General features: G+C 63.9%; 26 protein-coding genes and 2 pseudogenes. 13 read left to right on the top strand and 15 right to left on the bottom strand.

Annotation, left to right across the window (positions count from 1 at the left end; translation table 11 throughout):
- On the top strand, positions 1 to 1543 hold a 1543-nt coding region (locus FCU66_RS38420; protein ID WP_136625498.1), incomplete at its 5' end, for a SulP family inorganic anion transporter.
- 242 nt (positions 1544 to 1785) lie between these two features.
- Here FCU66_RS38420 and FCU66_RS38415 read toward each other — a convergent pair.
- The 3 genes from FCU66_RS38415 to FCU66_RS38405 all read right to left on the bottom strand — a co-directional run bounded on the left by FCU66_RS38415 (position 1786) and on the right by FCU66_RS38405 (position 3870).
- The gene (locus FCU66_RS38415; RefSeq protein ID WP_136620761.1) at positions 1786 to 2310 is read right to left on the bottom strand and encodes an OsmC family protein; all 525 of its coding nucleotides are present in this window, start codon (positions 2308 to 2310) and stop codon (positions 1786 to 1788) included.
- A 111-nt stretch (positions 2311 to 2421) separates the two neighbouring features.
- Positions 2422 to 2958 (bottom strand): carboxymuconolactone decarboxylase family protein, encoded by a 537-nt coding sequence (locus tag FCU66_RS38410; RefSeq protein ID WP_136620760.1) that lies wholly within the window; start codon positions 2956 to 2958, stop codon positions 2422 to 2424.
- A gap of 87 nt (positions 2959 to 3045) precedes the next feature.
- Entirely contained in the window at positions 3046 to 3870 is an 825-nt protein-coding gene (locus FCU66_RS38405; RefSeq protein ID WP_246094199.1) for an RNA polymerase sigma factor, read from the bottom strand.
- Between FCU66_RS38405 and FCU66_RS42435 the strand changes: the two genes are divergently transcribed.
- The 4 genes and pseudogenes from FCU66_RS42435 to FCU66_RS38390 all read left to right on the top strand — a co-directional run bounded on the left by FCU66_RS42435 (position 3832) and on the right by FCU66_RS38390 (position 10190).
- Positions 3832 to 4041 (top strand): hypothetical protein, encoded by a 210-nt coding sequence (locus FCU66_RS42435; RefSeq protein WP_246094198.1) that lies wholly within the window; start codon positions 3832 to 3834, stop codon positions 4039 to 4041. The two genes, FCU66_RS38405 and FCU66_RS42435, sit on opposite strands and share 39 nt — an antisense overlap.
- Before the next feature lie 63 nt (positions 4042 to 4104).
- Positions 4105 to 4644, top strand: a pseudogene (locus tag FCU66_RS38400) (STAS domain-containing protein); the annotation flags it as partial.
- Positions 4645 to 5141: 497 nt separating this feature from the next.
- A complete protein-coding gene (locus tag FCU66_RS38395; protein ID WP_136620758.1) occupies positions 5142 to 8522 on the top strand; it encodes an AAA family ATPase in 3381 nt (1126 codons plus the stop codon).
- 18 nt (positions 8523 to 8540) lie between these two features.
- Positions 8541 to 10190 (top strand): ABC transporter substrate-binding protein, encoded by a 1650-nt coding sequence (locus FCU66_RS38390; RefSeq protein ID WP_136620757.1) that lies wholly within the window; start codon positions 8541 to 8543, stop codon positions 10188 to 10190.
- A 483-nt stretch (positions 10191 to 10673) separates the two neighbouring features.
- Here the strand turns inward: FCU66_RS38390 and FCU66_RS38385 are convergent, their stop codons facing one another.
- Positions 10674 to 11534 (bottom strand): SMP-30/gluconolactonase/LRE family protein, encoded by an 861-nt coding sequence (locus FCU66_RS38385; RefSeq protein ID WP_136620756.1) that lies wholly within the window; start codon positions 11532 to 11534, stop codon positions 10674 to 10676.
- A 114-nt stretch (positions 11535 to 11648) separates the two neighbouring features.
- Here FCU66_RS38385 and FCU66_RS38380 point away from each other — a divergent pair, with 114 nt between their 5' ends.
- Positions 11649 to 12449 carry a helix-turn-helix domain-containing protein gene (locus tag FCU66_RS38380; protein WP_136625497.1) on the top strand — a complete coding sequence of 267 codons (801 nt, stop codon included), beginning with the start codon at positions 11649 to 11651 and terminating at the stop codon, positions 12447 to 12449.
- Positions 12450 to 12472: 23 nt separating this feature from the next.
- Here FCU66_RS38380 and FCU66_RS38375 read toward each other — a convergent pair.
- A pseudogene (locus FCU66_RS38375) lies at positions 12473 to 12718 on the bottom strand (dienelactone hydrolase family protein); the annotation flags it as partial.
- An 86-nt stretch (positions 12719 to 12804) separates the two neighbouring features.
- Here FCU66_RS38375 and FCU66_RS38370 point away from each other — a divergent pair.
- Positions 12805 to 14181: an adenylate/guanylate cyclase domain-containing protein gene (locus tag FCU66_RS38370; protein ID WP_136625496.1), complete on the top strand. Its 1377-nt coding sequence runs from the start codon at positions 12805 to 12807 to the stop codon at positions 14179 to 14181.
- A gap of 87 nt (positions 14182 to 14268) precedes the next feature.
- Here FCU66_RS38370 and FCU66_RS38365 read toward each other — a convergent pair whose 3' ends face one another.
- Genes FCU66_RS38365 through FCU66_RS38355 form a run of 3 tightly spaced genes read right to left on the bottom strand, consistent with a single transcriptional unit; the run spans position 14269 to position 16556 of the window.
- A complete protein-coding gene (locus tag FCU66_RS38365) occupies positions 14269 to 15096 on the bottom strand; it encodes a C40 family peptidase (protein WP_136621775.1) in 828 nt (275 codons plus the stop codon).
- Between the two features lie 51 nt (positions 15097 to 15147).
- Positions 15148 to 16086 carry a CHAD domain-containing protein gene (locus FCU66_RS38360; RefSeq protein ID WP_136621776.1) on the bottom strand — a complete coding sequence of 313 codons (939 nt, stop codon included), beginning with the start codon at positions 16084 to 16086 and terminating at the stop codon, positions 15148 to 15150.
- The gene (locus tag FCU66_RS38355; protein WP_136621777.1) at positions 16083 to 16556 is read right to left on the bottom strand and encodes a CYTH domain-containing protein; all 474 of its coding nucleotides are present in this window, start codon (positions 16554 to 16556) and stop codon (positions 16083 to 16085) included. The genes FCU66_RS38360 and FCU66_RS38355 overlap by 4 nt, the downstream gene beginning before the upstream one ends.
- 104 nt (positions 16557 to 16660) lie before the next feature.
- Here FCU66_RS38355 and FCU66_RS38350 point away from each other — a divergent pair, with 104 nt between their 5' ends.
- From FCU66_RS38350 to FCU66_RS38335, 4 genes are read left to right on the top strand one after another with little or no spacing between them, the layout of a single operon-like run.
- Positions 16661 to 17344, top strand: a complete 684-nt coding sequence (locus FCU66_RS38350; protein WP_136621778.1) for a CerR family C-terminal domain-containing protein — start codon at positions 16661 to 16663, stop codon at positions 17342 to 17344.
- The gene (locus FCU66_RS38345) at positions 17341 to 18294 is read left to right on the top strand and encodes an HlyD family secretion protein (protein WP_136621779.1); all 954 of its coding nucleotides are present in this window, start codon (positions 17341 to 17343) and stop codon (positions 18292 to 18294) included. Before FCU66_RS38350 ends, FCU66_RS38345 begins: the two co-directional genes overlap by 4 nt.
- The gene (locus FCU66_RS38340) at positions 18291 to 19211 is read left to right on the top strand and encodes an ABC transporter ATP-binding protein (protein WP_136621780.1); all 921 of its coding nucleotides are present in this window, start codon (positions 18291 to 18293) and stop codon (positions 19209 to 19211) included. The genes FCU66_RS38345 and FCU66_RS38340 overlap by 4 nt, the downstream gene beginning before the upstream one ends.
- Entirely contained in the window at positions 19208 to 20344 is a 1137-nt protein-coding gene (locus FCU66_RS38335) for an ABC transporter permease (protein WP_136621781.1), read from the top strand. The genes FCU66_RS38340 and FCU66_RS38335 overlap by 4 nt, the downstream gene beginning before the upstream one ends.
- A gap of 29 nt (positions 20345 to 20373) precedes the next feature.
- Here FCU66_RS38335 and FCU66_RS38330 read toward each other — a convergent pair whose 3' ends face one another.
- The 4 genes from FCU66_RS38330 to FCU66_RS38310 all read right to left on the bottom strand — a co-directional run bounded on the left by FCU66_RS38330 (position 20374) and on the right by FCU66_RS38310 (position 23110).
- Positions 20374 to 20973, bottom strand: a complete 600-nt coding sequence (locus FCU66_RS38330; RefSeq protein WP_136621782.1) for a DNA-3-methyladenine glycosylase — start codon at positions 20971 to 20973, stop codon at positions 20374 to 20376.
- A gap of 18 nt (positions 20974 to 20991) precedes the next feature.
- A complete protein-coding gene (locus tag FCU66_RS38325) occupies positions 20992 to 21372 on the bottom strand; it encodes a nuclear transport factor 2 family protein (RefSeq protein WP_136621783.1) in 381 nt (126 codons plus the stop codon).
- Between the two features lie 47 nt (positions 21373 to 21419).
- On the bottom strand, positions 21420 to 22397 hold the full coding sequence (locus tag FCU66_RS38320) for a threonine/serine dehydratase family protein (RefSeq protein ID WP_136621784.1): 978 nt from the start codon (positions 22395 to 22397) through the stop codon (positions 21420 to 21422).
- A gap of 389 nt (positions 22398 to 22786) precedes the next feature.
- Entirely contained in the window at positions 22787 to 23110 is a 324-nt protein-coding gene (locus FCU66_RS38310) for a hypothetical protein (RefSeq protein WP_136621785.1), read from the bottom strand.
- Positions 23111 to 23285: 175 nt separating this feature from the next.
- Here FCU66_RS38310 and mbfA point away from each other — a divergent pair, with 175 nt between their 5' ends.
- Positions 23286 to 24269 (top strand): iron exporter MbfA, encoded by a 984-nt coding sequence (gene mbfA / locus FCU66_RS38305; RefSeq protein ID WP_136621786.1) that lies wholly within the window; start codon positions 23286 to 23288, stop codon positions 24267 to 24269.
- 205 nt (positions 24270 to 24474) lie between these two features.
- On the opposite strand, the gene FCU66_RS38300 is transcribed toward mbfA, so the two are convergent.
- The 3 genes from FCU66_RS38300 to FCU66_RS38290 form a co-directional block, all read right to left on the bottom strand.
- On the bottom strand, positions 24475 to 24819 hold the full coding sequence (locus FCU66_RS38300) for an antibiotic biosynthesis monooxygenase family protein (protein ID WP_136621787.1): 345 nt from the start codon (positions 24817 to 24819) through the stop codon (positions 24475 to 24477).
- The gene (locus tag FCU66_RS38295) at positions 24816 to 25148 is read right to left on the bottom strand and encodes an NIPSNAP family protein (RefSeq protein WP_127261220.1); all 333 of its coding nucleotides are present in this window, start codon (positions 25146 to 25148) and stop codon (positions 24816 to 24818) included. Before FCU66_RS38295 ends, FCU66_RS38300 begins: the two co-directional genes overlap by 4 nt.
- Positions 25149 to 25214: 66 nt before the next feature.
- Positions 25215 to 25430, bottom strand: a complete 216-nt coding sequence (locus tag FCU66_RS38290; RefSeq protein WP_136621788.1) for a DUF1127 domain-containing protein — start codon at positions 25428 to 25430, stop codon at positions 25215 to 25217.
- 68 nt (positions 25431 to 25498) lie between these two features.
- On the opposite strand from FCU66_RS38290, the gene FCU66_RS38285 reads away from it, so the two are divergent.
- Complete coding sequence (locus FCU66_RS38285; protein ID WP_136621789.1) at positions 25499 to 26173, top strand: ArsR/SmtB family transcription factor; 675 nt, start codon at positions 25499 to 25501, stop codon at positions 26171 to 26173.
- Positions 26174 to 26341: the final 168 nt, after the last annotated feature.

Here is a 26341-nt window from a genome sequence, read left to right as displayed (position 1 = left end):
GGCGATCGCGATCGCCTCAGGCGTGACTCCTGAGCGCGGCCTCTACACCTCGATCGTCGGCGGGTTCATCATTTCGGCGCTCGGCGGCAGCCGCTTCCAGATCGGCGGCCCGGCAGGCGCCTTCATCGTGCTGGTGGCCGCGACGGTTGCCCGGGTCGGTGTCGATGGGCTGCTGCTGGCAACGATGATGGCAGGCGTCTTCCTGCTCGCCATCGGCTATCTCCGTCTCGGCACCTACATCAAGTTCATTCCCTATCCGGTGACGGTCGGCTTCACCGCCGGCATCGCCGTCATCATCTTTTCAGGACAGATCGTCGAACTGTTCGGGCTGAAGCTTGCCGGCAAGGAGCCGGGACCGCTGGTGCCGAAGTTGATCGCGGTCGGTGAGGCGGTCGGCACCATCAACCCTGCGGCGACCTTCGTGGCGGTGTTGACCATTTTCACCATCGCCGGCCTGAAGCGCTGGCGGCCGACATGGCCCGCCATGCTCATCGCCATCGGGCTGGCATCGCTGGTCGTGGCGCTTCTCTCGCTGCCGGCGGAGACGATCGGCACCCGCTTTGGCGGTATCCCGCGCAGTCTGCAGATGCCTGCCTTGCCACCGGTCAGCCTGGGCAGGATGGTTGACGTGCTGCCGGATGCCATTGCCTTTGCCCTGCTCGGCGCGATCGAATCGCTGCTGTCGGCGGTGGTCGCCGACGGGATGACGGGCCGGCGGCATCGTTCCAACTGCGAACTGGTGGCGCAAGGCTTCGCCAACATCGCGTCCGCCCTGTTCGGCGGCATCTGCGCCACCGGCACCATCGCCCGCACCGCGACCAATGTGCGGGCCGGCGCCCACGGACCGGTTTCGGGCATCGTCCACTCCGCCATCCTGCTCGCGCTGATGCTGGTGGCGGCGCCGCTCGCCAGCTACATACCGCTCGCCGCCCTTGCCGGCGTGCTGGCGGTCGTGTGCTGGAACATGTTCGAGAAACAGGCCTTCGCCACGTTGCTGCGCGCGTCGCGCGGCGACGCGCTGGTGCTGATGGCGACCTTCCTGCTCGTCATCTTCCGCGACCTCACCGAAGGCATCGTCGTCGGCTTCGTGCTGGGGTCGATCCTGTTCATCGACCGCATGTCCAAGTCCATTGCGGTCGAGGTCGATCAGCCGCTGGTGCAGGAGGATGTCGCCGACAGCAGCAACGCCTACGATTCCAGCGAGGCGACCGACGCCGACACCGTCGTCTACCGCATCTCGGGCGCCTTCTTCTTCGGCGCCGCGTCGACCGTCGGCACCGTGCTCGACCGCATCGCCGACCAGCGCAAGAACTTCATCCTCGACTGCTCGGCCGTGCCGTTCTTCGATTCGACGGCGGCCAATGTCATCGAGGGCGCCGCCCACAAGGCGAAGCGCGCCGGCGTCCGCTTCATCATATCGGGTGCCGCGCCGCAGATACGGCGCATGCTGATCAACCACGGCGTCAAGCGTCCGCTGGTGACTTACGCCGCCTCGATCCGGGACGCCCGGGCGCAGCTGAAGGGGAAGCTGGAGGCGGAGTAGCAACCGGAATTGGCCGGCCGCTGGCCACTTTGTCGGTACAAGGTGTCCGCCGGTTGAATGCCAGCTTTCGACCTGAACTGACTCACACGCGGCGCGACGTGAACGACTGCACTGCGCCTCATCTGCGACATTCAACGCCCCTGGATAGCTGCGGCCGAAGGAAGGCCAGCGCCGCTTGAGGCGTGCAACCGTGCGGGCGCTTTGGATATCACTGGCCCGCACGGCCTTGGACCAACTTGGGATCACGCCTGCCGAACCACAAGTTCGCTGGTCATTGGGATTCCCCTGAGGGCGCCGAGTACCATGTTGTGGGAGATCGCGCGCTCATGAATCTTCTCCAGATCGGCACGCGGCGCGGAAGAGCACACGGTCGCGCTGAGATGGAGGGACACATAACAATGCCGGGCGTCCACAGGTGCCTTGAGCCCATCGAGCCCGTCGAACTCGCCGCGCGGGTCGAACACGCCTTCCGCGACAAAATCGACCGAACGGAGATCCACCCCCGCATGCGCTGCAAGCATCGGATAGTCCGAGCCGGCACACACGGCCGCGGCGGCAAAGATCTGCTCCCAGGGATAGACGGCGGTCGGCGGATTATCCTTGAGGCTCTCCGGTCGTTCCAGGAGCGGTGTTATGTAAGGATCGCTCGATTGCGGGTCGAAGCGGTAGCGTGCACGGTAGGTGCCACGCACCGCATCACCGTGTCTCTTCAGCACCGACACGATATCTTTGACTGTGCTGACGCTTTCTCCGAAGACTATTGGCATCTTTACCTCCTTATGAACTTGGATTTCTGGCCCGCTGTATCGGGGCTCGGAACGCCGACGACAGGCGCTGCCGTCCGGCACCCGATTTTGATAATTTGCCGATGGTTTCGCTTACTTGGCAGGCGCGGCCGCCTGGGCATCGCCGCCGAGATCCCTCTTGAAGGTCTCGAAATCGACCTGCATGCCGTTGAAGATTGTGCTCCAGTGGCGTGACAGAGCTGCGATAGCAACGGCCTCCGCGATTTCGTCCTCCGTTGCGCCCGCCCGTTTGGCGCTCTCGGTGTCTTCCCAGATGCAGTATTGGCAGGGAATTTGGGCGGAGACTGCGAGCGAGATCAGAGCCTTGACCTTCGGCGGCAGAGCGGTGTCGTCCGAGAACTGCAGTGCCTTTACCTCGGCCCAGGCCCCCGGCAGCGCGGTTTTCGAAACTTGGTGGAGAAAGCTGGGCACCGAGCCGAGCGTCTGCTCGACGTCCTTATAGGTCGCGTCGACCTCAGCCTGACCGGCCCAGCCTGAACCCGACGGCAGCAGCGTGGCGCAGATGGCAGTCGAAGCGAACGCGATCTGGAAGAAGCGGCATGGCCGGCGGAATCCGAACTTGCGGTGGTGTACGTTGGAACCAAGGTGGGGAACTGCGAAGGTGAACATGATCTCTCTCCTCTGTGGAACTTTTCGAGACCGCGCCATGTGATGGCCGCGTGCTGTAAGGAGTCACGGACGGGAGAAAAAGTTCGATCAATCGTCCTCGATTCTAGGCGGACGCGGCGAAAGATGAAGATGCAAGCGTCGGGCCTTGCCGTCTCGCTGAAAGATCACCAGAGCAACGCCCGGCGGGCAATGGAATGGGTCTTCAGGCGGATTGACGAACCGTCCCTCGATCACGGTGACGTGGCTGGTGCTGAGAATGCGCTGCGGTTCAAGGCGAACACCGGCTTCCGTGTCTGAGTCGACATCCCAGGCAAGGAACGAGCGACCCAGAACTGGTTTGCTCCTTCCACGGACCAGGTGAAGGTCCTCCGCAAAATGCCCAAGGAAGCGGTCCCGCTCGCCATGCTGGTTGAGACCATTGAAGATTTCGGAGTAAAATCGCTGGCGCTCGCGAGATTGCGAGCGTGCGTCTGCGTCGGCTAGGCCTGCTGTCTCGAGCAGCATCTCCGCCAGCTTGCGTTTGGCTTCCGACACCCGGCTGCGAACCGTCCCAATCGGGACACCCAGAATGGAGGCCAGTTCCTCGTAGGACTGATAGCTGCCGAAATAGCGCAACATGGCAGTAGCCTGCAGCGGCTCGGGAAGCTTGCGCAAGGCGCCCCAAACCCATTCGCGAAGGGCGACTTTCTCCAGCCGCTCTTCTACGCTTGCGCGTTCGTCTGGGCGGTCGGGAATGTCGGCGGTCAAGATCTCGCGTCGTCTTCGGCGCAATTGTTGCAGGCAACAGCGGTGCAGCACGGTCCGAAGCCAGCTACCGACAGCTTGCGGCTCCTTGACCTCGCCTATGCGCCTCAGCGCGATCAGGAAAGTCTCATGCACGGCATCTTCGGCGTCCGGCCCATAGCCGAGCATATTCAGCGCTATCGCATACAGTCGCGCGCGATGACGTTCCAGCAGCAGGCCGAGGCAACCACAATCGCCGCCCCGAGCGGCAACGGCCAGTTCGGCATCGGTCGGCAGGATATGAGTTTGACATCCCATGGGCTAAAGATGCGCCAACCGTCGAAAAAGTTCGAATCCTAGTTCGGGCTTTGTCAAAATCCCCGTTAGACAGGAAGGATATTCGCTTGGGACATTGCCGGCACGTCGCGCGGCGACGCGCTGGTGCTGATGGCGACCTTCCTGCTCGTCATCTTCCGCGACCTCACCGAAGGGATCGTCGTCGGCTTCGTGCTGGGGTCGATCCTGTTCATCGACCGCATGGCCAAGTCCATTGCGGTCGAGGCCGATCAGCCACTGGTGCAGGAGGATGTCGCCGACAGCACCAACGCCTACGATTCCAGCGAGGCGACCGACGCCGACACTGTCGTCTACCGCATTTCGGGCGCCTTCTTCTTCGGCGCCGCGTCGACCGTCGGCACCGTGCTCGACCGCATCGCCGACCAGCGCAAGAACTTCATCCTCGACTGTTCGGCCGTGCCGTTCTTCGATTCGACGGCCGCCAATGTCATCGAGGGCGCCGCCCACAAGGCGAAGCGCGCCGGCGTCCGCTTCATCATATCGGGTGCCGCGCCGCAGATACGGCGCATGCTGATCAACCACGGCGTCAAGCGTCCGCTGGTCACCTATGCCGCCTCGATCCGCGACGCACGGGCGCAGCTGAAGGGGAAGCTGGAGGCGGAGTAGCAACCGGAATTGGCCGGCCGCTGGCCACTTAGTACAAGGTTTCCGCCGGTTGAAGGTCAACTTTTGACCCTGCGTTGACTCACGCACGGCGCGACATGAACGACCGCTTTGCGCCACATGTCGGCGGTTTAGGTCAGCTTTGCCACCGCCTGAAAGCAGACATTGCCGGCGACCACGCTGGAGGTCGCGGTTGCGCCATTTGCGGTCATTGCCGAAATAGCCTCAAAGTCGACTCATTCGCGTCCTTGCGAGACGAATTGGAGACGTTGATCCAAGTCGGCGCCTTAACACAACTCCTTGAAAGCGCAATCGCGTGTGGAGCGCTGGCAGTCGCTGCGCCGATCTGGGCGACTCGGTTCCGCCGCATGCGGAAATGCAATGTCCTGCTCCTCAGTGTGCGATAGCCACCCACCGCATTGAGCGGCTCCGGCAACGGTCCTGTGCTTTGCCCAACGCCCGCGCGGTGCTAATCTGCCTCGGACTACACGGAGAGTGTCATGGACATTGCCGGGTGGCTTTCGAGCCTTGGGCTCGGCAAATATAGCAGAACCTTCGCCAAGAACGAGATCACGCCCGAAGTGCTCCGGCATCTCTCGGACGCGGACCTCAAGGCGTTGGGGCTGCCGATGGGCCCAAGGAAGCTCGTATTGGCCGCGATCGCGGAGCTTGGCAAGCGCGGTATAGGGGATCCCGCCACAGCGGCCGGAATTGAACCGATCCCTGGAAGTGGTCCACCGCCTCGCCCGGAAGCTGAACGTCGCCAGTTGACGGTGATGTTTGTCGATTTGGTTGGATCGACCGCGTTATCAGGTCGGTTGGACCCCGAAGAGATGGGGGAGGTGATCCGGAAGTACCAGATCGCGGTGGCCGCGGAGATCACGCGTGTGGATGGCCATGTCGCGAAGTTCATGGGGGATGGGGTGCTGGCTTACTTCGGCTGGCCGCGGGCGCACGAGGACGAAGCCGAGCGGGCGGTGCGGGCCGGGCTCGCCATCGCCGCGGCGGTCGCCAAGCTGGCGACGCCCGCCAAAAAGCCGCTCGGGGCGCGCGTGGGCATCGCCACGGGTCTGGTGGTGGTGGGCGATCTCGTCGGCGAGGGCGCGGCGCAAGAGCAGGCGGTGGTCGGCGAGACGCCGAACCTGGCGGCACGACTGCAATCACTGGCTGAGATCGGCAGTGTGGTCGTCGCTGGACCGACGCGGCGGCTGCTTGGCGAGCTCTTCGATCTGGTTGATTTCGGCACTCACGACCTCAAGGGCTTCGCCCAGCCGGTGCAAGCGTGGCTGGTCGTTGGCGAGAGCCGGGCCGAGGGCCGCTTCGAGGCGCTGCACGGGATGCGCCTCACGTCGCTCGTCGGCCGCGATCAGGAAATAGCCTTGCTCCTCGACCGCTGGCGGCAGGCCAAGGACGGTAGGGGCCAGGTGGTGCTTCTGTCGGGCGAGCCGGGCATTGGCAAGTCCCGCATCGCAATCGCCCTGCGCGAGCACCTCCGCCGCGAGAAATGCTTGTCGCTGCGCTATGACGGCTCGCCCTATCGCACCAGCAGCGCGCTGTTCCCGGTGCTGGACCACCTGCGTCGGGCCGCCGGCTTCGAGCGCGAAGATGCGCCGGAGGTGAAGCTGGCCAAGCTAGAGGCACTGCTTGTCTTGGCTGGGCCTGACCCGAAATCGACGGTCCCTTTGATCGCCGAGCATTTGACGATTCCGACAGGCGATCGGTACCCGATGCCCGAGCTCGCCCCGGAACAGAAAAAGGCGAAAACATTTCAGGCGCTGCTAGGCCAGCTTGAGAGCCTCGCGGCCCAGCGGCCGGTGCTCATGATGGCCGAGGATGCTCACTGGTTCGATCCCACCAGCCTTGAGTTGTTCGATCGCATTGTCGATCGGATCGAGCGGCTGCCGGTACTGCTGGTTATCACCTTCCGGCCCGAGTTCGCGCCACGGTGGACCGGCCGACCGCATGTGACGCCGCTCACACTCACTCATCTCCAGGCGAACGAAAGCGCAGCGCTGATTGACCATCTCACTGGCGGCCGGTCACTTCCCGGCGAAGTGCAAGCGCATATTCTCGCCAAGACCGAAGGCGTACCGCTATTTGTCGAGGAACTGACAAAGACCGTGCTCGAATCCGGTTTGCTCCGCGAGGCCGGCGAGCGCTATGAGCTTGCCGGCCCGCTTCCACCGCTCGCCATCCCCTCGACGCTACAGGACTCGCTCCTGGCTCGCCTTGATCGGTTGTCGCCGGTTAAGGAGGTAGCGCAAATCGGCGCTGCTATCGGCCGCGAGTTCAGCTACGAATTGCTGGAAGCGACGGCACGGATGGACGAGCCGAAGCTCAGGACCGCTCTCGATGAACTTGTCCACGCAGAACTGGCGTTTTGCCGCGGCAAGCCTCCGAACGCGATCTACACCTTCAAGCATGCGCTGGTGCGGGATGCCGCCTACGAGTCGCTGCTGAAGAGCCGACGCCAGCAACTCCACTGCCGGATCGCCACCCTCCTCCGTGACCGCTTTCCCGAACGAGCGGAGGCGGAACCCGAGGTGCTCGCCCATCACGCGACAGAGGGCGGACTTTTCGAGGATGCAGTATCATGCTGGTACAAGGCGGGTCTTCGCGCCAATCGTCGCTCGGCCCACGACGAAGCCATTGCGCACCTCGCAAAGGGCCTGGACCTTCTCGCGCAACTCCCAGAGAGCCCGGCCCGCGACGATCGCGAGATCGATCTGCAGCTTGCGCGTGGCATACCCTTGGCATCGCTCGAGGGCCATGGGTCTGCCGGGGCCGTCGCCGCCTATACGCGAGCCTGCGAGCTATGTGCCAAACTGGGCAGCGAGACGTCCAAATCCTTCCCCGCGCTGCGCGGCTTGTGCACCGGCCACCGGGCCCGGGGGCAGATGCACACGGCCAGCGCCCTCGCTGATCAACTGATCGGGATCGCCCGGCAATCGGGCGACCCGTCCCTGCTGCTGGAGGCCCACCACGTCAATTGGACGACGCAATACGCGCTCGGTAATTGGCGGTCGGTGTGCGAGCACACCGACCAGGGTCTCTTCCTCTATCGGCCAGAACACTTCTCGCACGCCTTCGTCTATGGCGGCCACGACTCCGGCGTGTGCGCAGCTGCCAAGCAGGGCGTCAGTCTGTGGATGCTTGGCTTTCCGGATCAGGCGTTGGCCCGGGCGCGAGAATCCATTACCCGGGCCCGCCAACTGCCTCATCCGCCCAGTTTGCAGCACGCTCTCTATCATGCCACCGTGCTGCACTACTTCCGCCGCGATGCCGCGGCGGCTCGGGAAGCAGCCGAAGCGAGGCTTCAATTGGCGCACGAGGGATTTCCGGCCTGGGTCCCCACAATCAGTCTGCAGTTGGCCATGATCCAGGCCCTCGAGAGCGCACAGCAGGTTCCAGCCCCCGTCACCGCCGCCCCGCCGGCGCTGCCAAACGAAATCCTCAGTGACGTCGAGGGAAAAGGACTTGTTCTCTGTCTTTTCGGATGCGTGTGCGAACTGGCGGGCGAGGTCGATGCCGGCCTAAGCATGCTGCAGCCAGCAATATCCGAGGCGGCGGCTACTGGCGCGCGCCTCTGGGAGTCGGAATTTAGCCGGCTCACTGGAAATCTCCTGCTCCTGGCAAAACCCCGTGACTCCGAACACAGCGAGGCGCATTATCGCCGCGCCATCGAGATCGCTCGCGAACAGCAGGCGCGATCACTGGACCTGCGCGCGTCGACCTCGCTCGCCCGCCTGTGGGCCGACCGCGGCGATCGGCAAGAAGCCTACGACCTGCTCGCGCCGACCTACGCCTGGTTCACGGAAGGCTTCAACACGCGCGACTTGATCGATGCGAAGGCGCTTCTGGACAGCTGTGCATCGTCATGATCACGTCGGGAGCACGTCATGGCCCTTTACAGAAGCAACGGGGACCGGGTTCCCCATCACATTCGCCAACTGGCGGAGGACGTCAGGGCCGGCAAGATGGACCGGCGCGAGTTCCTGGCTCTCGCCAGCGTATTCGGGGCGTCGACCGCGTACGCCAACGGAATGATCGCTCTTGCAGTGCCCACCAAGGCCATGGCGCAGGAACCCGTGAAGGGCGGTGTCCTCAAGGTCGCGATGCACGTCAAGGATCCGAAGGATCCGCGCATGGCGGACTGGTCCCAGATCGCCACCGCGCAGCGCCAGACGCTCGAGCCCTTGGTCAAATATACCCGTGAATTCACCTTCAAGCCCTATCTGCTGGAAAGCTGGGAAGTGAACGACGATGCTACCGAATACGCGCTGAAGGTCCGTCCGGGTGTGACCTGGAACAATGGCGACACGTTCAATGCCGACGACGTGATCTTCAATTTCACCCGCTGGGCCGACAAGAGCGCTGAGGGCAATTCCATGCCCGGCCGCCTCGGCACGCTGGTTGACGAAGCTACCGGCAAGCTGCGCGAAGGCTCAATTACCAAGGTCGACGACATGACGGTCAAGCTCAGCCTGACCAAGTCGGACATCGCGCTGATTCCGAACCTCTGCGACTATCCCGGCCTGATCGTCCACCGCTCCTTTGACGAGACCGGTGCCAACTTCGTGCAGAACCCGATCGGCACCGGACCGTTCGAGCTCGTCTCCTACGATGTCGGCCAGAAGGTCGTCTACAAGCGCCGCGAGAACGGCAAGTGGTGGGGCGGCGAGGCCTATCTCGACGGCGTCGAGTTCATCGATTACGGCACGGACCCCTCGGCGATGGTTTCGGCCTTCGAGGCCGGCGAGGTCCACACAAACGACGAGACGAGCGCCGACTACGTGCCGATCCTCGATGCGCTCGGTCTGGTCAAGTCGGAGGTGATGACCGCGTCGACGATCGTGGCGCGCACCAACGTCGCCAACAAGCCCTATGACGACCAGAAGGTCCGCAACGCGCTGCAGCTCGCCGTCGACAATGCCGTCGTGCTCCAGCTCGGCTACGGCAATGCCGGCGACCCGGCAGAAAACCACCATGTCTGCCCGATCCATCCCGAATATGCCGAGATGCCCAAGGTCGCCCGTGACATCGAGAAGGCCAAGGCCCTGATGACCGAAGCCGGGCAGATCGACTTCGAGCACGAGCTGATCACGGTCGACGAGGACTGGCTCAAGAACACCGGCGACGCGATCGCCGCACAGCTGCGCGAGGCCGGCTTCAAGGTCAAGCGTACGGTTCTGCCGGGCTCGACCTTCTGGAACGACTGGACGAAGTATCCGTACTCGACGACCAACTGGAACATGCGTCCGCTCGGCATCCAGGTCATCGCTATCGCCTACCGCACCGGCGAAGCCTGGAACGAGGCTGCCTATTCCAATCCCGAACTGGATGCGAAAATCGGCGAGGCGCTCTCCATCGCGGATGCGGAGAAGCGCAAGGTTGTGATGGCCGACATCCAGAAGATCCTGCAGGATTCGGGTATTATCATCCAGCCATACTGGCGCAAACTCTACAACCACTCGACCGCTTCCGTGAAGAACCACGGCATGCACCCGACTTTCGAGCATGACTTCGGCAAGGTCTGGCTGGACGCCTGAGATCAAGGGATGCGCGAGAACTCGACAGGCATAAGACGTCAGCGCCCGCTCACGCGCGCAACCCGGCAAGACGGCCGCCCTCGCGCAACCGCTCTAAGGGCCTGTCCGAGTATGATGCTATGCCTGATGCACGACCGCTGCTGATGAGCTTCTGTCGAAAGACCGGACTCATCAACTAGCGACGTTCGCGTCGTAGCGCTGCAGGTCCGGTTCGGGGCCAGACCCAGACATCACACCAGCCGACCTAAAGGTCTGCTTTCGCAGGGCGGTTCTTGAAAGCTGCCTGACCGGAATCGGCCCAAAAGGCGACATCAAACATCTGCTCGGCAATGTCCGCTATTGGCGCTTGGCACAAGGTGGGCCGATCCGGGCGACGTCGTTCATTGGCCACAATACGAGTTCGAGTTGGCGATCCTCACCGACGAACGACAGTCCATCGGCTGGTGGCGAACGTCTCGGGGAGCGGCGCCGAGGCGCCAGTTTTCAATCGAGCTTCAGCGCCGCCACTTCGCCCTCGTTCATCAACGGAACATACAGGATCGACTTGCCGTCGGTGCCGATGTCGGCGCTGCCCGGTTTGAAATGCGCCACCGCTTCCGGCGCCCCGCCGGCATGATAGCGGTAGAGCGTGCCGGTCATGTAGGCGGTGGCGTAGATGGTGTCGCCAATAGTGATGACGCCGTCGAGGTCGGCGAATTTCTGCGCGCCCGGCAAGGGCGAAACCACCTTGCTGGCGATGTCGACCGACAGCAGGCCACCCGGCTCCGCCGTGCTGAAATTGGGCTTGATGCCCTTGCCCCAGGAGGCGACGATCAGCCTGTTACCATCGGCGAAGACGCCATTGGGCGAGGCCAGCAACGCGTCCTTGACGAACAGCTCCGGCCGGTCGCCGTCGATGCGGTAGATGGCGTCGGCCAGCATGTCGGTGACATAGACCTTGCCGGTTTGGTCCGATGTCATGTCGTTGAGGAAGACCGCGTTCGGCACCGTGATGCTGGCGACCAGCTTGCCGCTGGCGAGGTCGACGACGCGAACCCTGGTGATGTCGGCGACATAGAGCGTGCCGCCCGCTATCGCCATGCCCTTGGGCGCGTCCATGCCGTCGGTCCAGTGCTGGGTGACAATCTTGCCGTCCAGGGACAGCACCGACAAATAGCCGTTGCCGTCGGCCTCGCCGGGATTGCCTGATATGTTGGAGACGATGATGCGGTTGTTGGCGGCGTCGAACAGGGCCGATTCCGGTTGATCGAGGCCCGTGGCGCGCCAGAGTTCGCCGGCCTCGGCGGCAGGTGCGGCCGCGATGCCGATGATGGCGAGAAAGGCTGAGGTGATGAGGGTGTTCATGGCTGGTCTCCTGTGATGACGACGGAGAGCTATGATTTTCGATACTTTCAGGAAAGGTCGATTACCCCTAGTATCGAATATCGATACGAAACTGCCGGCAAGAGGGTGCATTCCATGAACGGCCTGATCTTCGACGCGCTGAAGCGGACGCTGAAGGCGAAGGGCGTCACCTATCGCGCGCTGGCCGAACGCATGGGCGTTTCCGAACCGACGGTGAAGCGCATCTTCCACGAGCGCAACTGCAAGCTCGACCGGCTGATGGAGATCTGCGCTGCCGCCGGTGTCGAGCTGGAAAACGTGCTTGGCTCGATGAGCCGGGGCCCGGGCCCGGTCAATCACATCGCGCCGGAGATCGAGCGCCGGCTCGCCGGCCGGCCGGCGCTGCTGTTCATCTTCGTCATGCTGTCGGAAAAGTTCACACCCGAAGGCATCATGCGCTCGCAAGGCCTGAGCGAAGCCTCGATGTTCCTCTATCTGCGCGATCTCGGGGAACTTGGCCTGGTCGCGCTCGGCCGGGGCCTCTCGGCAAGAGTGCTGGTCGAGACGCCGATCCAGTGGAATTTCGAAGGGCCGCTGCGGCCGCTGTTCGAGATGACCAATAAGAATTTCATCGGCTGGGCGATCACCCATATCGACAAGGAAGCGACCTTCGTCAGCTTCTCCAGGCGGATGCGGCCGGAAACGGCGGAGATGGTGCGGCGCGAGGCACAGGATCTCGCCGACCGCGCCAAACTGCTGGCCCATCACGACCAGCACACGACGCCGGAGGATGGCTTGGTCGGCTACAAATGGACGTTTGCCTTTGGCGCAACGCCATTTCCGGCGATCATGCCGATCGGCCCACACCCGCGCGATGCCGGCGCGTTCGATCGGCCCGCCGCTCCTGCAAAGGGACGCCGCCCGTTACCGGCCTGACACGGCCAATCATCCCGAGCAGGATATGGCGCGTTGGGATAGAACAGATCCGGCACCAACACGGTATAGCCCTCTGCAGCCAGGCGTTCCGCCATTCCGCCCAGCGCCGGCCGCGGGCCGAACGCATCCATGTAGAGAATGACGCCGGGCGCTGCAGTTTTTGGTGACCTGAACAGGGAAGCCTCCGCCTGTCCTGCTTCGGTTTTCACTCCTTTATCCGGACATTTTTGCTCTTTGCAGCCGCGATTCAAAAATGAAATCACATTCATGATAGAGTTCGCGCACTGATTTGCCAGACTGTAGAGGGCGGGTTTGCCGAATGCGTGACACGTCCCCGTGAAATCGAAGTGATCCTATGCCGACCGCGCCAACACTTGAACTTCGCCGCTATTCGCGCCTGAAAAATTTGCGGGCGCGCGCAGAACGCCAGGGTGCTGCATTGCAGTTCTGGGCCCGTACGGCATCGCTCGCTGTGATCTCCTGCTTCCTTTCATTGATCAGCCGCTGGGATGCTTCGCTGCTCTTCGTGCTGGCGGGCCTCGTGCTGTTCCAGCTCGTCGGCCTGATCCAGTTTCTCTTTGCGCGCCGTCGCACGGCGCGATGGTGGATCGGCTACCTCGTCGGTACGCTGGACATCATTCTGTTGACCGTCCTGCTGGTAACGCCCAACCCGTTTTCCCTGGAGGTCGCGCCGGCCGCAATGCAACTGCGCGAGGGCAGCTTCAAATTCCTGCTGATTTTCGTATGCCTTGGCGCGCTGACCCTTTCGACACGATTGGCGCTCTATCTCGGCGCGCTCGCGGCCTTGACATGGGCGATGGGGGTGGGATGGGTGATTTCTCATCCGGGAACCGTCATTCCGGCGACGAACCTCTATTCGCTGCCGATGACAGAGCGACTGAACCTCTATCTCAACCCCAATTTCGTAGATACATTTGCGCAGGCGACCAACGTGTTGGTTGTGCTAATTATCGGTGCGATCATGGCGCTGGTCGTCTATCGTTCCCGACATCTGTCGGAAGACTACGTCAAGGCAGAGCGCGCCCGCGCCAATCTCGCCCGGCATTTTTCGCCCAATGTCGTCGACCAGCTCGCCACCGATGACGAGCCCTTCGGCCCGGTCCGCCGGCAGGATATCGCGGTGCTGTTCGCCGACATCGTCGGCTTCACACACTATTCCGAGGATCATCCGGCCGAAGCAGTGTTCGAACTTCTGCGTCAGTTCCACCGTCGCATGGAACAGGTCGTTTTCGACCACCATGGCACCGTCGATAACTATATCGGCGATTGCATCATGGCGACATTCGGGGTTCCGCAAGCCAGCCATGACGACGCGACTCGGGCCATCCAGTGCGCTGAAGCGATGGTCGCCGCTCTCGAAGACTGGAATGTACAGCGGGTGTCCAGGGGGTACCCGCCGCTGGACGTTCGGATCGGTGCACAATATGGCGCAGTGGTCATCGGCGCGGTCGGCAGCGAGCGCAATCTGTCCTTCGCGGTGGTGGGCGACACCGTCAACGTCGCCAGCCGTTTGCAGGCGCTCTGCCGTGAGCTTCAGGCGAATATTTGCTTTGGGTCACGACTGATTGAGGCCGCGAAGGCGGAATCGCCCACCACACAGTTGAATGCGCGCGATCATGGACCGGTGAGCATCCGCGGCCGGGAGGAACCGGTCCATGTCTGGGTCGAACACAGAGCCGAAAACCAGGGTGCTATTGCGGTTTCGGCGTGATATAGGCCGCCATGTGAAACGCCTGCACCTCGGCTGGATAGCGGTAGGCCGCGCCATAGGGGCATGTCCTGACCAGGCCGAAAGCCATCACGTGTCTGAGGCGATTTCGCCAGCCTTTACGGCTGCGGCGTCTGTGCTTGCCTTGTCGTCCCAGACCATCTGCCGGTAGTCGAAACCATATTCCAGCGTTGGTTTGACGATGCGAAAAAACGGCGAAAGGTCGAAATCGCGCGGCGTGTAGAGCGAGTGGTGGCGGATGTGCAGGATTTCCTTGCGCATATAGGTCGACTGTGCCGAAGCACGGCCGGGCGCGTGGGTGATTTCGGGCAGGATGGGATAGTGGATCTGGCCATAGGCTTCGGCGATCAGCGAGGAGCAGATGGCCCGTGTCGGGTCGCCGGAGCCGAAGGCCAGCATGCGGCGGCGCCAGCGCACCGGCACCGGCGGCGTCGGCAAGAAAAACCGCAGCATGTCGAAAATGTTCTTGAGGTCGTATTTCAGGCCGAGCTTGCCGATCATGAAGGCGACGACCTTGTCGCGATCCTCCGGCGCCAGTCCGCTCGCCCGGCAGATGCGGGTGTTGTAGGTGCGATAGCGCGACAACGGCACGGCGACGCAGCCTTCGCCGAGCGTGACCTCGATCAGCCGCCGCCGCTCCGTTCCGTCCTCCGGTTCGGCCAGCGCGTCGCCGACATAGAAGGCCGCATGCGACCAGGTCGACTGGGTCAGGTATTTGATCGCCGCCGAGATCTTCTGGTTGCCCTCGATCAGCAGGATGTCGCCGGGCTCAAGCGTGCGGCGCAGCGTCTCCGCATCGGACGGCGTATAGGGCTCGTAGCCGGACGATTCTTCCTGCAGCCGGCCGGCAAGCCAGCGGCCAAGTCGATCCAGAAGCGTGTCGCCGGGCTCGGTCATGCCCTATGGCGATTAGCATAGGCGGGTGGCTGCGCGCCAGCCGCACGTCGGTCAACTTGTGGTCGCCGCGGCCCCTTCCGGCGACGCAGCCAGATCGTCACGCGCCTTGCGGGCGAGTTTGCGGGTCGAGCGTTTCGGACTGTCGCCGAACAGCTCGGCCGCCTCGGCAAGACAGCTCTTCTTCAGCTGCTTCTCTGACCGCTTCAAAAGCTTGGCCAGAAGCTTCGTGTCTTCGGGCGGTCCGAACGGACGGTCATCGGCCTCGAGCAGCGCGCGCATCACCAGCACATCGTGCAGGTCGCCCAGCCGCTCGCCCAGTTCGTCGACGGCCTTGCGCCTGGCCTTGATCGGCGTCGGCCACAGCCTGCCGAGCAGCGACAGATGCATGCCGTGGGTCTTGGCCGCCTTGCGTAGATCGTGGAAATCATTGGCGACGCCGCGCGATCCGGCCTTGTCCAGCGCCTTCCTGGCCCGGCGCAAGGTGATGCGGGCGCCTTCGGCAAGCACGTCGGCAGCCTGTTCCGGCTGGTCGGGCAAGACAAGGCTTTCGATCCGCTTGAGGCCTTCCTCGCAAGCGGCGGTCGCCGCCCCGATCGCCGCTTCGAGCCCGCTGCCTTCATGCATTTCATGCTGGCGGGCGATCAGCCTGTCGCGCGCAGCAGTTAGCCCATCGTCGGCGCTTTCCTTGGGAAAGCTTGCCGCCAGCCGGTCGATGGTCTCGATCAGCGCCGTCGCCTCGCGCGGGCCGGCAAGCAGGCCGGCCACGTTGCGGTAGCATTGGTTTTCGGTCTCGCAGAACGTTTCGTCACCGGAACGAACAAGGCGCAGCAAGGCGCGTGCGCTCTTCAGCCGCTTGCGGCATTTGTGCAGCGCCTGTTCCGGCCGGCTGCGCGCGGCGTCAAGATGATGCAGCGCCTTGCCGATTTCCTCGGCGAGGATACGCCTGACCTCGCCGGTCAGCGGCAGGCGCGGATCGATGCGAAAGCTCATGCGGCGATCTCCGGAATCCCCCCGAGGGCGAGCGACGCGTTGTAGAATTTCTGTTCGCCGGTGACTTCACGGCCGAGCCAGTCAGGCAGCATTTCGTCCGGCACGTCCTCCGGCGTCTCAAGTTCGGCGACCACAAGTCCCGCAAGCGGACCGCCAAAGACATCGACTTCATAGAGATAGCCGTGGTGCCTAACATGGTGACGTGTCTTCTCGATGACACGTCCGAGGGCGAAGTCCAGCATCTCCACCGCCTCCGGCAACGGGATCGGATATTCGAATTCGTCGCGCTCGCGCGCCTTGCTGCCGAACTTGAGCGTCAGCTTGGCGGAAGTGCCATCGCTGATGCGGATGCGGACCGTGCGCCCGGGACCGGCGGCGAGATAGAACTGCAGGATGCGGATACGCGTCTCGGCCAGATCCCGCCATGCGGTGCCGGAGACCAGGAATTTTCGTTCGACTTCCTTGCCCATGGCCGCGCACTAAAGCGGTTGCCGCCGCCCATGGCAAGACAATGACGTACACAGATTGGCGCTCACGAGTTGACTTTAATCAATCGATTGATTAAATACTTGGTATGATCAAGCAGCCCGACGCCAAAAACCTTCGCCGCGAGCCCGCCGAGATGACGCGCGCCGCCCTCGTCCAGGCGGCGCTCAAACTGTTTGGGCGGCAGGGTTTCGACGGCACCTCGACGCGCGAGATCGCTGCCGAGGCGCAAGCCAATATCGGTTCGATCGCCTATCATTTCGGCGGCAAGGAGGGCCTTCGCACCGCTGCCGCCGACTTTATCGTCGAGACCATCCAGACAGTCGCCGGCCAGGCGCTCGGCAATGCGCAGGCGCCGATGCCGGGCGGTCCGGAGGCGGCGCAAGCGCAGCTCTTCGCGGCGCTGGAGCGAATGGTCGGCTTTGTGGTGGCCAGCCCGCAGGCCGGCGAGATCGTGCAGTTCGTGCTGCGCGAGCTTTCGCATCCGACGGCAGCCCTCGACCGCATCTATGACGGCGTCTTCGAGCCGACGCATCGCCGGCTGTGCCAGCTCTGGGAACAGGCGACCGGCGAGCCGGCCGAGAGCGAGGCCACAAGGCTGACCGTGTTCACGCTGATCGGCCAGGTCATCTATTTCCGCATCGGCCGCGAGGCTGTGATGCGCCGCATGGGCTGGAACGACATCGGCGCCACCGAAGCCGCCAAGGTGGTGGCGGTCACATCGGGCAATCTTAAGGCCATATTGGCCTCAAGGAAGGGGCAAAGACCTTGAGCTTTCTGTGTTCGCTGCCGCTCGCAGCGCAGCTTTTCAGCGCCTGTGCCCCGGCTGCTCCGCTGGCCGTCGGCTATGTCGAGGGCGACTATGTGCTGCTGGCTCCGATCGAGGTGGCGCAGGTCGAGACCGTCACGGTCAAACGCGGCGACCGTGTGGTGCCCGGCACGACCGTGGTGACGCTGGAAAGTGCCGACGCAAAAATCGCTGTAGCGCAGGCGCAGGCCGGCCTTGCCCAGGCGCAGGCGCAATTGGCCGACCTGCAGATCGGCAAGCGGCCGGAAGAGATCGCGGTGCTGAAGGCCGAGGTCGACATGGCCAGTGCCCAGGCGGCGGACGCCAAGCGTAAATTCGACCGCGCCGCCGATCTGTTCAAGCGCGGCGCCGGCACGCAGGCTGATTTCGACACCGCATCGGCCACGCTGGAAACCGCCAACGCGCAGGTCGGCCAGGCCAACGCCAATCTCGCCGTCGGCGGCCTGCCGGCGCGCCCCGAGACGATCAAGGCCGCCGACAATCAGGTCAAGCAGGCGCAGGCGACGCTGGAGCAGGCTGAGTGGCGGCTGTCGAAGCGGGTGCTGGCAGCGCCTTCGCCAGGCCGCGTCAACGATGTCATCCGCAATCCCGGCGACACCGCCGGTCCGACCGCGCCGGTCATCTCGATCCTGCCCGACGGCGCGGTGAAGCTCAGCGTCTATATACCGGAAGCCGCGTTCTCCTCGGTCAAGGTCGGCACCTTGCTCGGCGTCCATTGCGACGGCTGCGGGCCGGATGTAAAGGCGCGCGTCAGCTATGTCTCGCCAGATCCCGAGTTCACACCACCGGTGATCTACTCCCTCGAGAACCGGCAGAAGCTGGTCTATCTGGTCGAGGCGCGGCCGGAGGGCAATGCCGGCCCGCTGCAGCCGGGCCAGATCGTCGATGTCGATCTGGTGGACGGCGCAAAATGAACGCCATCGACGTCCATGGCCTGGTCAAGCGTTTTGGCGACAAGACCGTCGTCGACCATGTGACGATGACGGTCGCCGAAGGCGAGATCGTCGGCTTTCTCGGGCCCAACGGTTCGGGCAAGACCACCACCATCCGCATCATGTGCGGCCTGCTGACGCCCGACGAAGGCGAAGGCACGGTGCTCGGCTTCAACATCCGCACCGACAGCCTGCGCATCAAGCGCGAAGTCGGCTATATGACGCAGAAATTCTCGTTCTACGAGGATCTGACGATCGGCGAGAACCTCGAATTCGTGGCGCGGCTCTACCGGCTGAAGCCGGTCGAAGAATATGTCGCCGGGACGCTTGAAGACCTCGGCCTGACCACGCGCCGCAACCAGCTGGCCGGCACCTTGTCGGGTGGCTGGAAGCAGCGTCTGGCGCTCGCCGCCTGCATCATGCACAAGCCGAAATTGCTGCTCCTCGACGAGCCGACGGCCGGCGTCGATCCGAAGGCGCGGCGCGAGTTCTGGGACGAGATCCATCGCCTCGCCAGCGGCGGGCTGACCGTGCTGGTCTCGACCCACTACATGGACGAAGCCGAGCGCTGCCACCGCATCAGCTACATCTCCTACGGCAAGATGCTGGCCACCGGCACCGTCGCCGAAGTGGTCAAGAATGCCGGGCTGACCACCTTCGTCCTGCAGGGCCCGCGGCTCGACCAGGTGGCCGAGGCGCTTCAGGGCCGCCCCGGCGTCGATCAGGTGGCGCCGTTCGGCGCGACGCTGCATGTCGTCGGCTCCGACAGGAAGAAGCTCGAGGCGGCACTCGCCGATGTCGAAAAGCAGCACAAGGGCGTGAAAGTTTCGCCGGGCGAAACCAGCCTCGAGGACGTCTTCATCCAGTTCATGTCCGGCTCGAAGGACAACATGGCATGAACGATGTCTTTTCCTTCGCCCGGCTTGGCGCCCTGCTGATCAAGGAATTCATCCAGATGCGGCGCGACCGCATCACCTTTGCCATGATGCTCGGCGTGCCGCTGATGCAGCTGGTGCTGTTCGGCTACGCCATCAACAACGACCCGAAGAGCCTGCCTGCCGCACTCGTGGCGACAAGCAGCGATCCCTACACGCGGGCCATGGTTTCGGCCTTGCAGACCACCGGCTACTACCGCTTCGACCATGTCTCGCAAAGTGCCGCCGATGCGGAGTTCCTGATGTCGCGCGGCGACGTCGCCTTCGTCGTCACCATCCCCGCCGATTTCGGCCGGCGGGTGGAGCGCGGCGACAGCCCGCAGATCCTGATCGAGGCCGACGCCACCGACCCTGCCGTCGCCAGCGGCGCCATCTCGACGCTCGGCACCGTCGCCAGCCAGGCGCTGCTTCGGGCGCGCGGCATGCAGGAGGCGGCGGCCGAGGCAGCACTCGGCCAGCTCGAAGTGGTGGTGCACCGGCGCTACAATCCAGAAGGCATCTCGCAATACAACATCGTGCCCGGCCTGCTCGGCGTCATCCTGCAGATGACGATGGTGATGATGACCTCGATCGCGCTGACGCGCGAGACCGAGCGCGGCACGATGGAGAATCTGCTGGCGATGCCGTCCAGCCCGCTCGAGATCATGCTCGGCAAGGTGCTGCCCTATCTGGCGGTCGGCGGCGTGCAGGTGGTGGTGGTGCTGGCGGCGGCGAAGCTTCTGTTCGCCATTCCCTTTACCGGATCGATGTCGCTGCTGCTCACCGCCGTGCTGATCTTCGTGCTGGCGCTGGTGCTGCTCGGCTACACGATCTCGACCATCGCCCGCACGCAGATGCAGGCGCTGCAGCTCACCTTCTTCTTCTTCCTGCCGTCGATCATGCTGTCCGGCTTCATGTTCCCCTATCGCGGCATGCCCGGCTGGGCGCAGGTCTTCGGCGAGATCCTGCCGCTGACGCATTTCCTGCGCATCATCCGCGCGGTGATGCTGAAGGGGGCCGAACTGCCGGCGGTGGCAACGGAGATCGGCTGGCTGGTGGTGTTCGTGGCGTTGTTTGCCGGCGTCGCACTGGTGCGGTTCAGGCGGACGCTGGATTAGGGTCAAATCTTAAGCGACGGAGCCGTCGCTTAACCGTTCAGCGATGCCGGACCGCTGACGAACGGGCTCTTCCGGACATAGAACCGCAGGAGGCGACTCGCATCCTTCGAAATGCCGATCCTGACGCTCTCCCCGATTTCGCCGGGCTCATGGGCATCGCGTGCGAGCCATAGCGGGCCTTCGCGGCAAAGATCGAGCCCGTCGAGCGAACGATCGATCCGCAACGCCTGGGCGAGCCTTCCCGGTCCCCGTGCCAGGTCGCGCAAGCGTTCGATGCCGCGATTGAGCCGCATGATCGCGATGCCTTCGAGCGGCTCGAGCGCCCTGATCAGCACGCCGGTTCCGATCCCCGGCATCTCGCTCGAGACGTTGAGCATGTAGGAGACGCCGTAGGCGAGATAGATATAGGCGTGCCCAGGTTCGAGAAACAGCGAACGGTTGCGCGGGGTCATCCCCCGGTAGCCGTGCCCGGCGGCGTCGCCGGTCACATAGGCCTCGGTCTCGACAATGCGGCCGCTGGCGATGCCCTCAGGCAGCTCGCGCACCACGATCTTGCCGATGAGGGTGCGGGCAAGAGATGCCGTATCGTCAGGCAGTTCCGGGCGCGTGAGCGGGCGATAGATGACCATCCTCAGCGCGGCCAGGTTTCACGGCATCCGCTCGACCCATTGCGCGCGCGAAGGTCCCGGCTCGAACGGATCGGCGAAATACTGGGTCTCGCGGGCGACCTTGCCATCGAGGAACTCCATGATGCTCACGGTGTAGGACGGCCGCCCGTCATAGGCGATGACAAATTCAGTGACCCAGAGATCGCCTCCGCCGACGATCCGCCGCACCGTGAAGCGCTTGCGGTTCGGCTGCGCGGCGCGGGACGACTGGATGTTTCGCCGCCCGCTGATGCGCTCGCCCGACTGCGGATAGTCGAGCACCGCGTCCTCCCGGTAGATCTGGTGCTCCGCCTCGAGATCGTTGGCGTCGGAAGCGGCCCAGTGGCGATCCAGAGCCGCTCTTGTCTCCAGGTCTCCCATATCAGATCTCCTCGAACATCGACGTCTTGGACCGGACGGTCGTTACCCTATGCCGCCGCCATGATCCCGGCATAGGTGCCGAAATCGACATTGCCGCCGGAGAGCACCACGGCAACGCATTTGCCTGTTAGCTCGATCTCGCCCGACGACAGCGCCGCCAGCGCCACGCAGCCGCCGGGTTCGACCACCAGCTTGAGATAGGCCATGGCGTCGCGCATCGCCTGCGCGGTCGCCTTGTCGGAGACGGCGATGGCACCAGTGAGGTTCCGGCGGTTGATCTCGAAGGTGATCAGGCCGGGCTCGGCGGTCAGGATCGCGTCGCAGATCGAGGCGTGGCCGGGCTCGTTCGAAACCCTTGCGCCTTCGATGAGCGAGCGGCGGGTGTCGTCGAAATGTTCGGGCTCCACCGCCCAGACCGCGGTGTCGGGCGAGGCATCCTTGACCGCAACCGAGATGCCGCTGGTCAGGCCGCCGCCGCCGCAGGGAATGACGACCGCGTCGAGGCTGACGCCAAGCGCTTTTGCCTGGCGCATCAATTCGAGGCCGATCGTGCCCTGGCCGGCGATGATGGCCGGGTCGTCGAACGGCGGCACCAGCACCATGCCCCTTTCGATATAGGGGCGCACGACGGTCATGCGGTCGTCGCGAAAGCGGTCGAACGGCACCACCTCCGCGCCCATCTTGCGGACATTGGCGATCTTCATCGCCGGCGCGTCGGCCGGCATGGCGATCACCGCCTTGACGCCGAACATTGCTGCCGACGCCGCGACGCCTTGCGCGTGGTTGCCCGACGAGAAGGCGACGACGCCCCGGCTGCGCTCTTCCTCGCTCAGTGACGACAGCTTGTTGTAGGCGCCGCGGAACTTGAACGAGCCGGTGCGCTGCAGCGTCTCCGGCTTGAACAGGATGCGGGCGCCGAAGCGCTTGTTCAGCTCCTGCGATTCGATCAAGGGGGTTTCGACGATCAGGCCGGCAAGCCGGGCTGCGGCGGCGTGGATATCGGCGATGCCGGGAGGGGTGGTCATGGCGGATCCTGCGGAAAACATGTTGCCTTCATGATGCCCGCAAAGGCAGGTGACGCACCAATGAAAAAATGTGACCGTTACAAAGTTGGTGAGTCATGACCGGCGTTGGCGCTGCCCCTCACCTGCCTGCCGGCATCCTCTCCCCGTATAGTGACGGGGAGAGGGGCGCTCGTCGCCAGCGATTTCGCCAATCGCCAGCGTTGCAAGAAGGGCGCCGGCGTTGCGGCCAGCTTCTTTCTCCCCGTCTCTATACGGGGAGAAATGCCCGGCAGGGCAATGAGGGGCGGCGCTGACTATGGCGGTTGGCCCCGGCCCTTCGCTATGGCTCCGGGCGTTCGTCGCTTGAAAAGCCCATTTGGGGGCTTTTCGTCCGCTGCGCGGATCGCTTCTCACCCCAACAACGTCCTCTGCCTCTTGCTCCCACCCAGCTTGCGCCAGTTGTTGAACCGGTGGCTGGCGGCGGCAAAGGAGATCTTCATCTGCTGGGCGACCGAATAGCGCGACTTGCCGTCGTCGAACATGCGGTAGCAGCACTCGACGCCTTCCTCGGTCAGTTTGCCGTCCGGTGCCTTGTTGTGCGGGTTGGCGGGGTCGAATTTCTCGACCTGCTGCTCGACCAGGCCTTTCAGGCGCTGCAGATCGGCCTCGATGCTGGCGATGAGATCGAGAACGGGCTTGGGATCATAGGGGTGCGGAGGCTGTTTTGCCGTCATCTGCTGCTCCTTGTTCTTGGCTTGAGTCCGATGATATAGGTGAACATTCGCTGATAATGAAGGGCGAGCCTCGCGCGCGGACTTCAACAATTCTTGACCGCGACCCAAGCACGCAATTGACCTCGGGCACGCCAAACCCTAGTTTAGAACCATTCTAAACTAGGGTGAATTCCTCATGCTTTCCCGTGTTTTCGGCTTCGGCCGCCGTCCCTTCGAATCGCTCTCCGAACAGGAGATCCTGGCGCTGGCCATTTCGTCCGAGGAGGATGACGGGCGCATCTACCGCGCCTACGCCGACGGGTTGGCCGAAGCCTTCCCGCAATCGGCAAAAGTCTTCGAGGAGATGGCCGAGGAAGAGGATGGCCATCGCGATGCGCTGATCGAGCTTTTCCGCAGGCGTTTCGGCGAGCGCATTCCGTTGATCCGGCGCGAACATGTGAAGGGCTATTACGAGCGCAAGCCCGACTGGCTGATCCGGCCGCTCGGCATCGAGCATGTGCGCAGCCAGGCCGAGGCGATGGAGCGGCAAGCCTATCTGTTCTACGTCGAGGCTGCCAAGCGCACCACCGATGCCTCGACCCGAAAACTGCTCGGCGATTTGGCGGTGGCCGAGCTGGGCCATGAGACGCTGGCGCAGCGGCTGGAACAGAAACATGTGCCGGGCGCCGTCAAGGACGAGGAAGCCAGCGCCGAGCAGCGCCAGTTCATCCTCACCTATGTGCAGCCGGGGCTGGCCGGACTGATGGACGGATCGGTGTCGACGCTGGCGCCGATCTTCGCCGCCGCCTTTGCCACGCATGACACTTGGCAGACCCTGCTGGTCGGCCTTGCCGCGTCGATCGGCGCCGGCATCTCGATGGGCTTTACCGAAGTCGCCTCAGACGACGGAAAATTGTCCGGCCGCGGCTCGCCGATCAAGCGCGGCCTGACTGTCGGCGTCATGACGACGCTGGGCGGGCTCGGCCACGCGCTGCCCTACCTCATCCCGAGCTTCTGGACGGCGACAGGTGTCGCCGCGGTGGTGGTGTTCTTTGAGCTCTGGGCGATCGCCTTCGTGCAGAACCGCTACATGCAGACGCCCTTCCTGCGTGCCGCCTTCCAGGTGGTGCTGGGCGGCGCCCTGGTGTTCGCGGCCGGTGTGCTGATCGGGAATGCGTAAGCGCGGTTCTCCCTTCTCTCCCTGTGGGAGAAGGTGGATCGGCGCGCAGCGCCGAGACGGATGAGGGGTGTTCCAGCGAAGTGAGGCGTTAGCGATTCTGCCGCCGTGCCCAGTTCAATTGAGACGTCTCGCCAAGCTGGAACACCCCTCATCCGAACGCGCTTCGCGCGGCCACCTTCTCCCACAGGGGGAGAAGGAAGAGGAGCTAACCATTCACCGCCCGACTGTCCTGCGGCGCTTCGTCCCTCTCCGTCAGCCCATAATCACGCACGACATGGGCGATGCGCAGTCGGTAGCCGGCAAAGATTCCGCCACGGCCGGCCTTCTGCGCCTGCCGGTGCTCCTCGGTGTTGCGCCAGGCCTTGACCGCCTCCTCGTCGCGCCAGAACGACAGAGACAGGATGCGATTCGGATCGACGAGACTCTGGAAGCGCTCGATGGAGAGAAAGCCGTCGATGCCGTCGAGCAGCGGCCGCAAGTCGGCGGCGATGCCCAGATACGCATCGCGCCTGCCCTCTGCCGGCTCGACCTCGAAGATAACGGCAATCACGGCAGCACCAGTTTCGCGTGCGGGCCCGAGACGTGTTTCAGGAACATGCGGTCCTCCTTCAGGATGAATCTCTCACGCTTGGCGAACTCGTAGTTTGCCTTGCCGGCGGGATCGGCGGCAAGCCGGGCGCGATAGGCTTCGTAGGCCGCCAGGCTGTCGATGTTGTAGGCGGCATAGGCGGTCGTGGCCGAGCCCTCATGCGGCGCGTAATAGCCGATCAAATCGGCGCCGCAGCGCGGAATGGCCTGGCCCCAGTTGCGGGCGTACTCCTCGAAGGCCGCCTTGCCGAACGGGTCGATCTCGTAGCGGATGAAGCAGGTGATGGTCATTGTGGTCTCCTTGGGTTTCCGCGTCGATGGTTCGAGCGGTGTCGAAACGTCGTGTCGCCTGGTCTGCTAGGTTTGCCAGAAGGATTTCGCGCATTCGCGGCGCACGTCTTGCCGCGTCAGGCCAAGGTCGCGCAGCAGATGATCGTCGATCTCGGCAAGGTCGAGACGCTGCAAATGGCGGTCATACCAGCGGGCCAGCAGTCGCGAGCGAAGCCAGGTGACGAACGGGAACGATTGGCGGCTGGCGAGCGGGGCCGAGGGGAAAGCGGTTCGTGCGGTCATCGTCGTCTCCTTGATCTGATCGGAGAATAGTGGTTATCTGACAAGAATGCTTCGATGAGGAACGAACTATGCGCGAAGGACCCGACATCGCCCGCATCGCCAGCCTGGTCGGCGACCCGGCACGGGCAAACATGCTGAATGCCCTGATGGGCGGCACGGCGCTGACGGCGAGCGAGCTGGCGCACGAGGCAGGCGTGTCGCTGCCGACCGCCAGCTCGCATCTGGGCAAATTGATGGAAGGCGGGCTGCTCACGGTGGCGAGCCAGGGCCGGCATCGCTATTACGGCCTCGCCGGACCGCAGGTGGCGGGCATGATCGAAGCCATCACCGGTGTCGCGGAAGCCGTTGGGCCAAAGCGCGTGCGGCCGGGCCCCCGCGACGGAGCGATGCGCGTGGCGCGCGTCTGCTACGACCACCTCGCCGGCGAGCAGGCGGTGGCGATGCTCGATCGTCTCGTCGACAAAAACGTGTTGGTCCGCGACGAACAGGAGATCAGGCTCGGGCCATCGGCGGCATCGCATTTCGCCGCGATCGGCATCGATGTCTACACCAAGCCGCGCCGGCCGGTGTGCCGCGCCTGCCTCGACTGGAGCGTGCGGCGCTCGCACCTCGCCGGCACGCTGGGCGCCGCCATCCTCGACAAGATACTTGCCGAGAAATGGGCGCGCCGCGAGAAGGACAGCCGAGCGGTCATTTTCTCGCCGCCGGGCAAGCAAGCGTTTGAGAGGGTGTTTTTGAGCTGAGGGGTTGGCGGGACAGCGCCCCCCTCTGGCCTGCCGGCCATCTCCCCCACACGGGGGGAGATCAGACGTCACGCCGGCTTTCGCCAATCTCTTACGTGCAAAGGGTGCGAAGCGCCGAAGCTGCCAATCTCCCCACTCGTGGGGGAGATGGCCGGCAGGCCAGAGGGG

The organism is Mesorhizobium norvegicum (assembly GCF_004919685.1).
Lineage (GTDB): Bacteria > Pseudomonadota > Alphaproteobacteria > Rhizobiales > Rhizobiaceae > Mesorhizobium > Mesorhizobium norvegicum.
The sequence above is the reverse complement of the archived record's forward strand: the minus strand, read 5'-3'. Positions and strand labels throughout refer to the sequence as shown.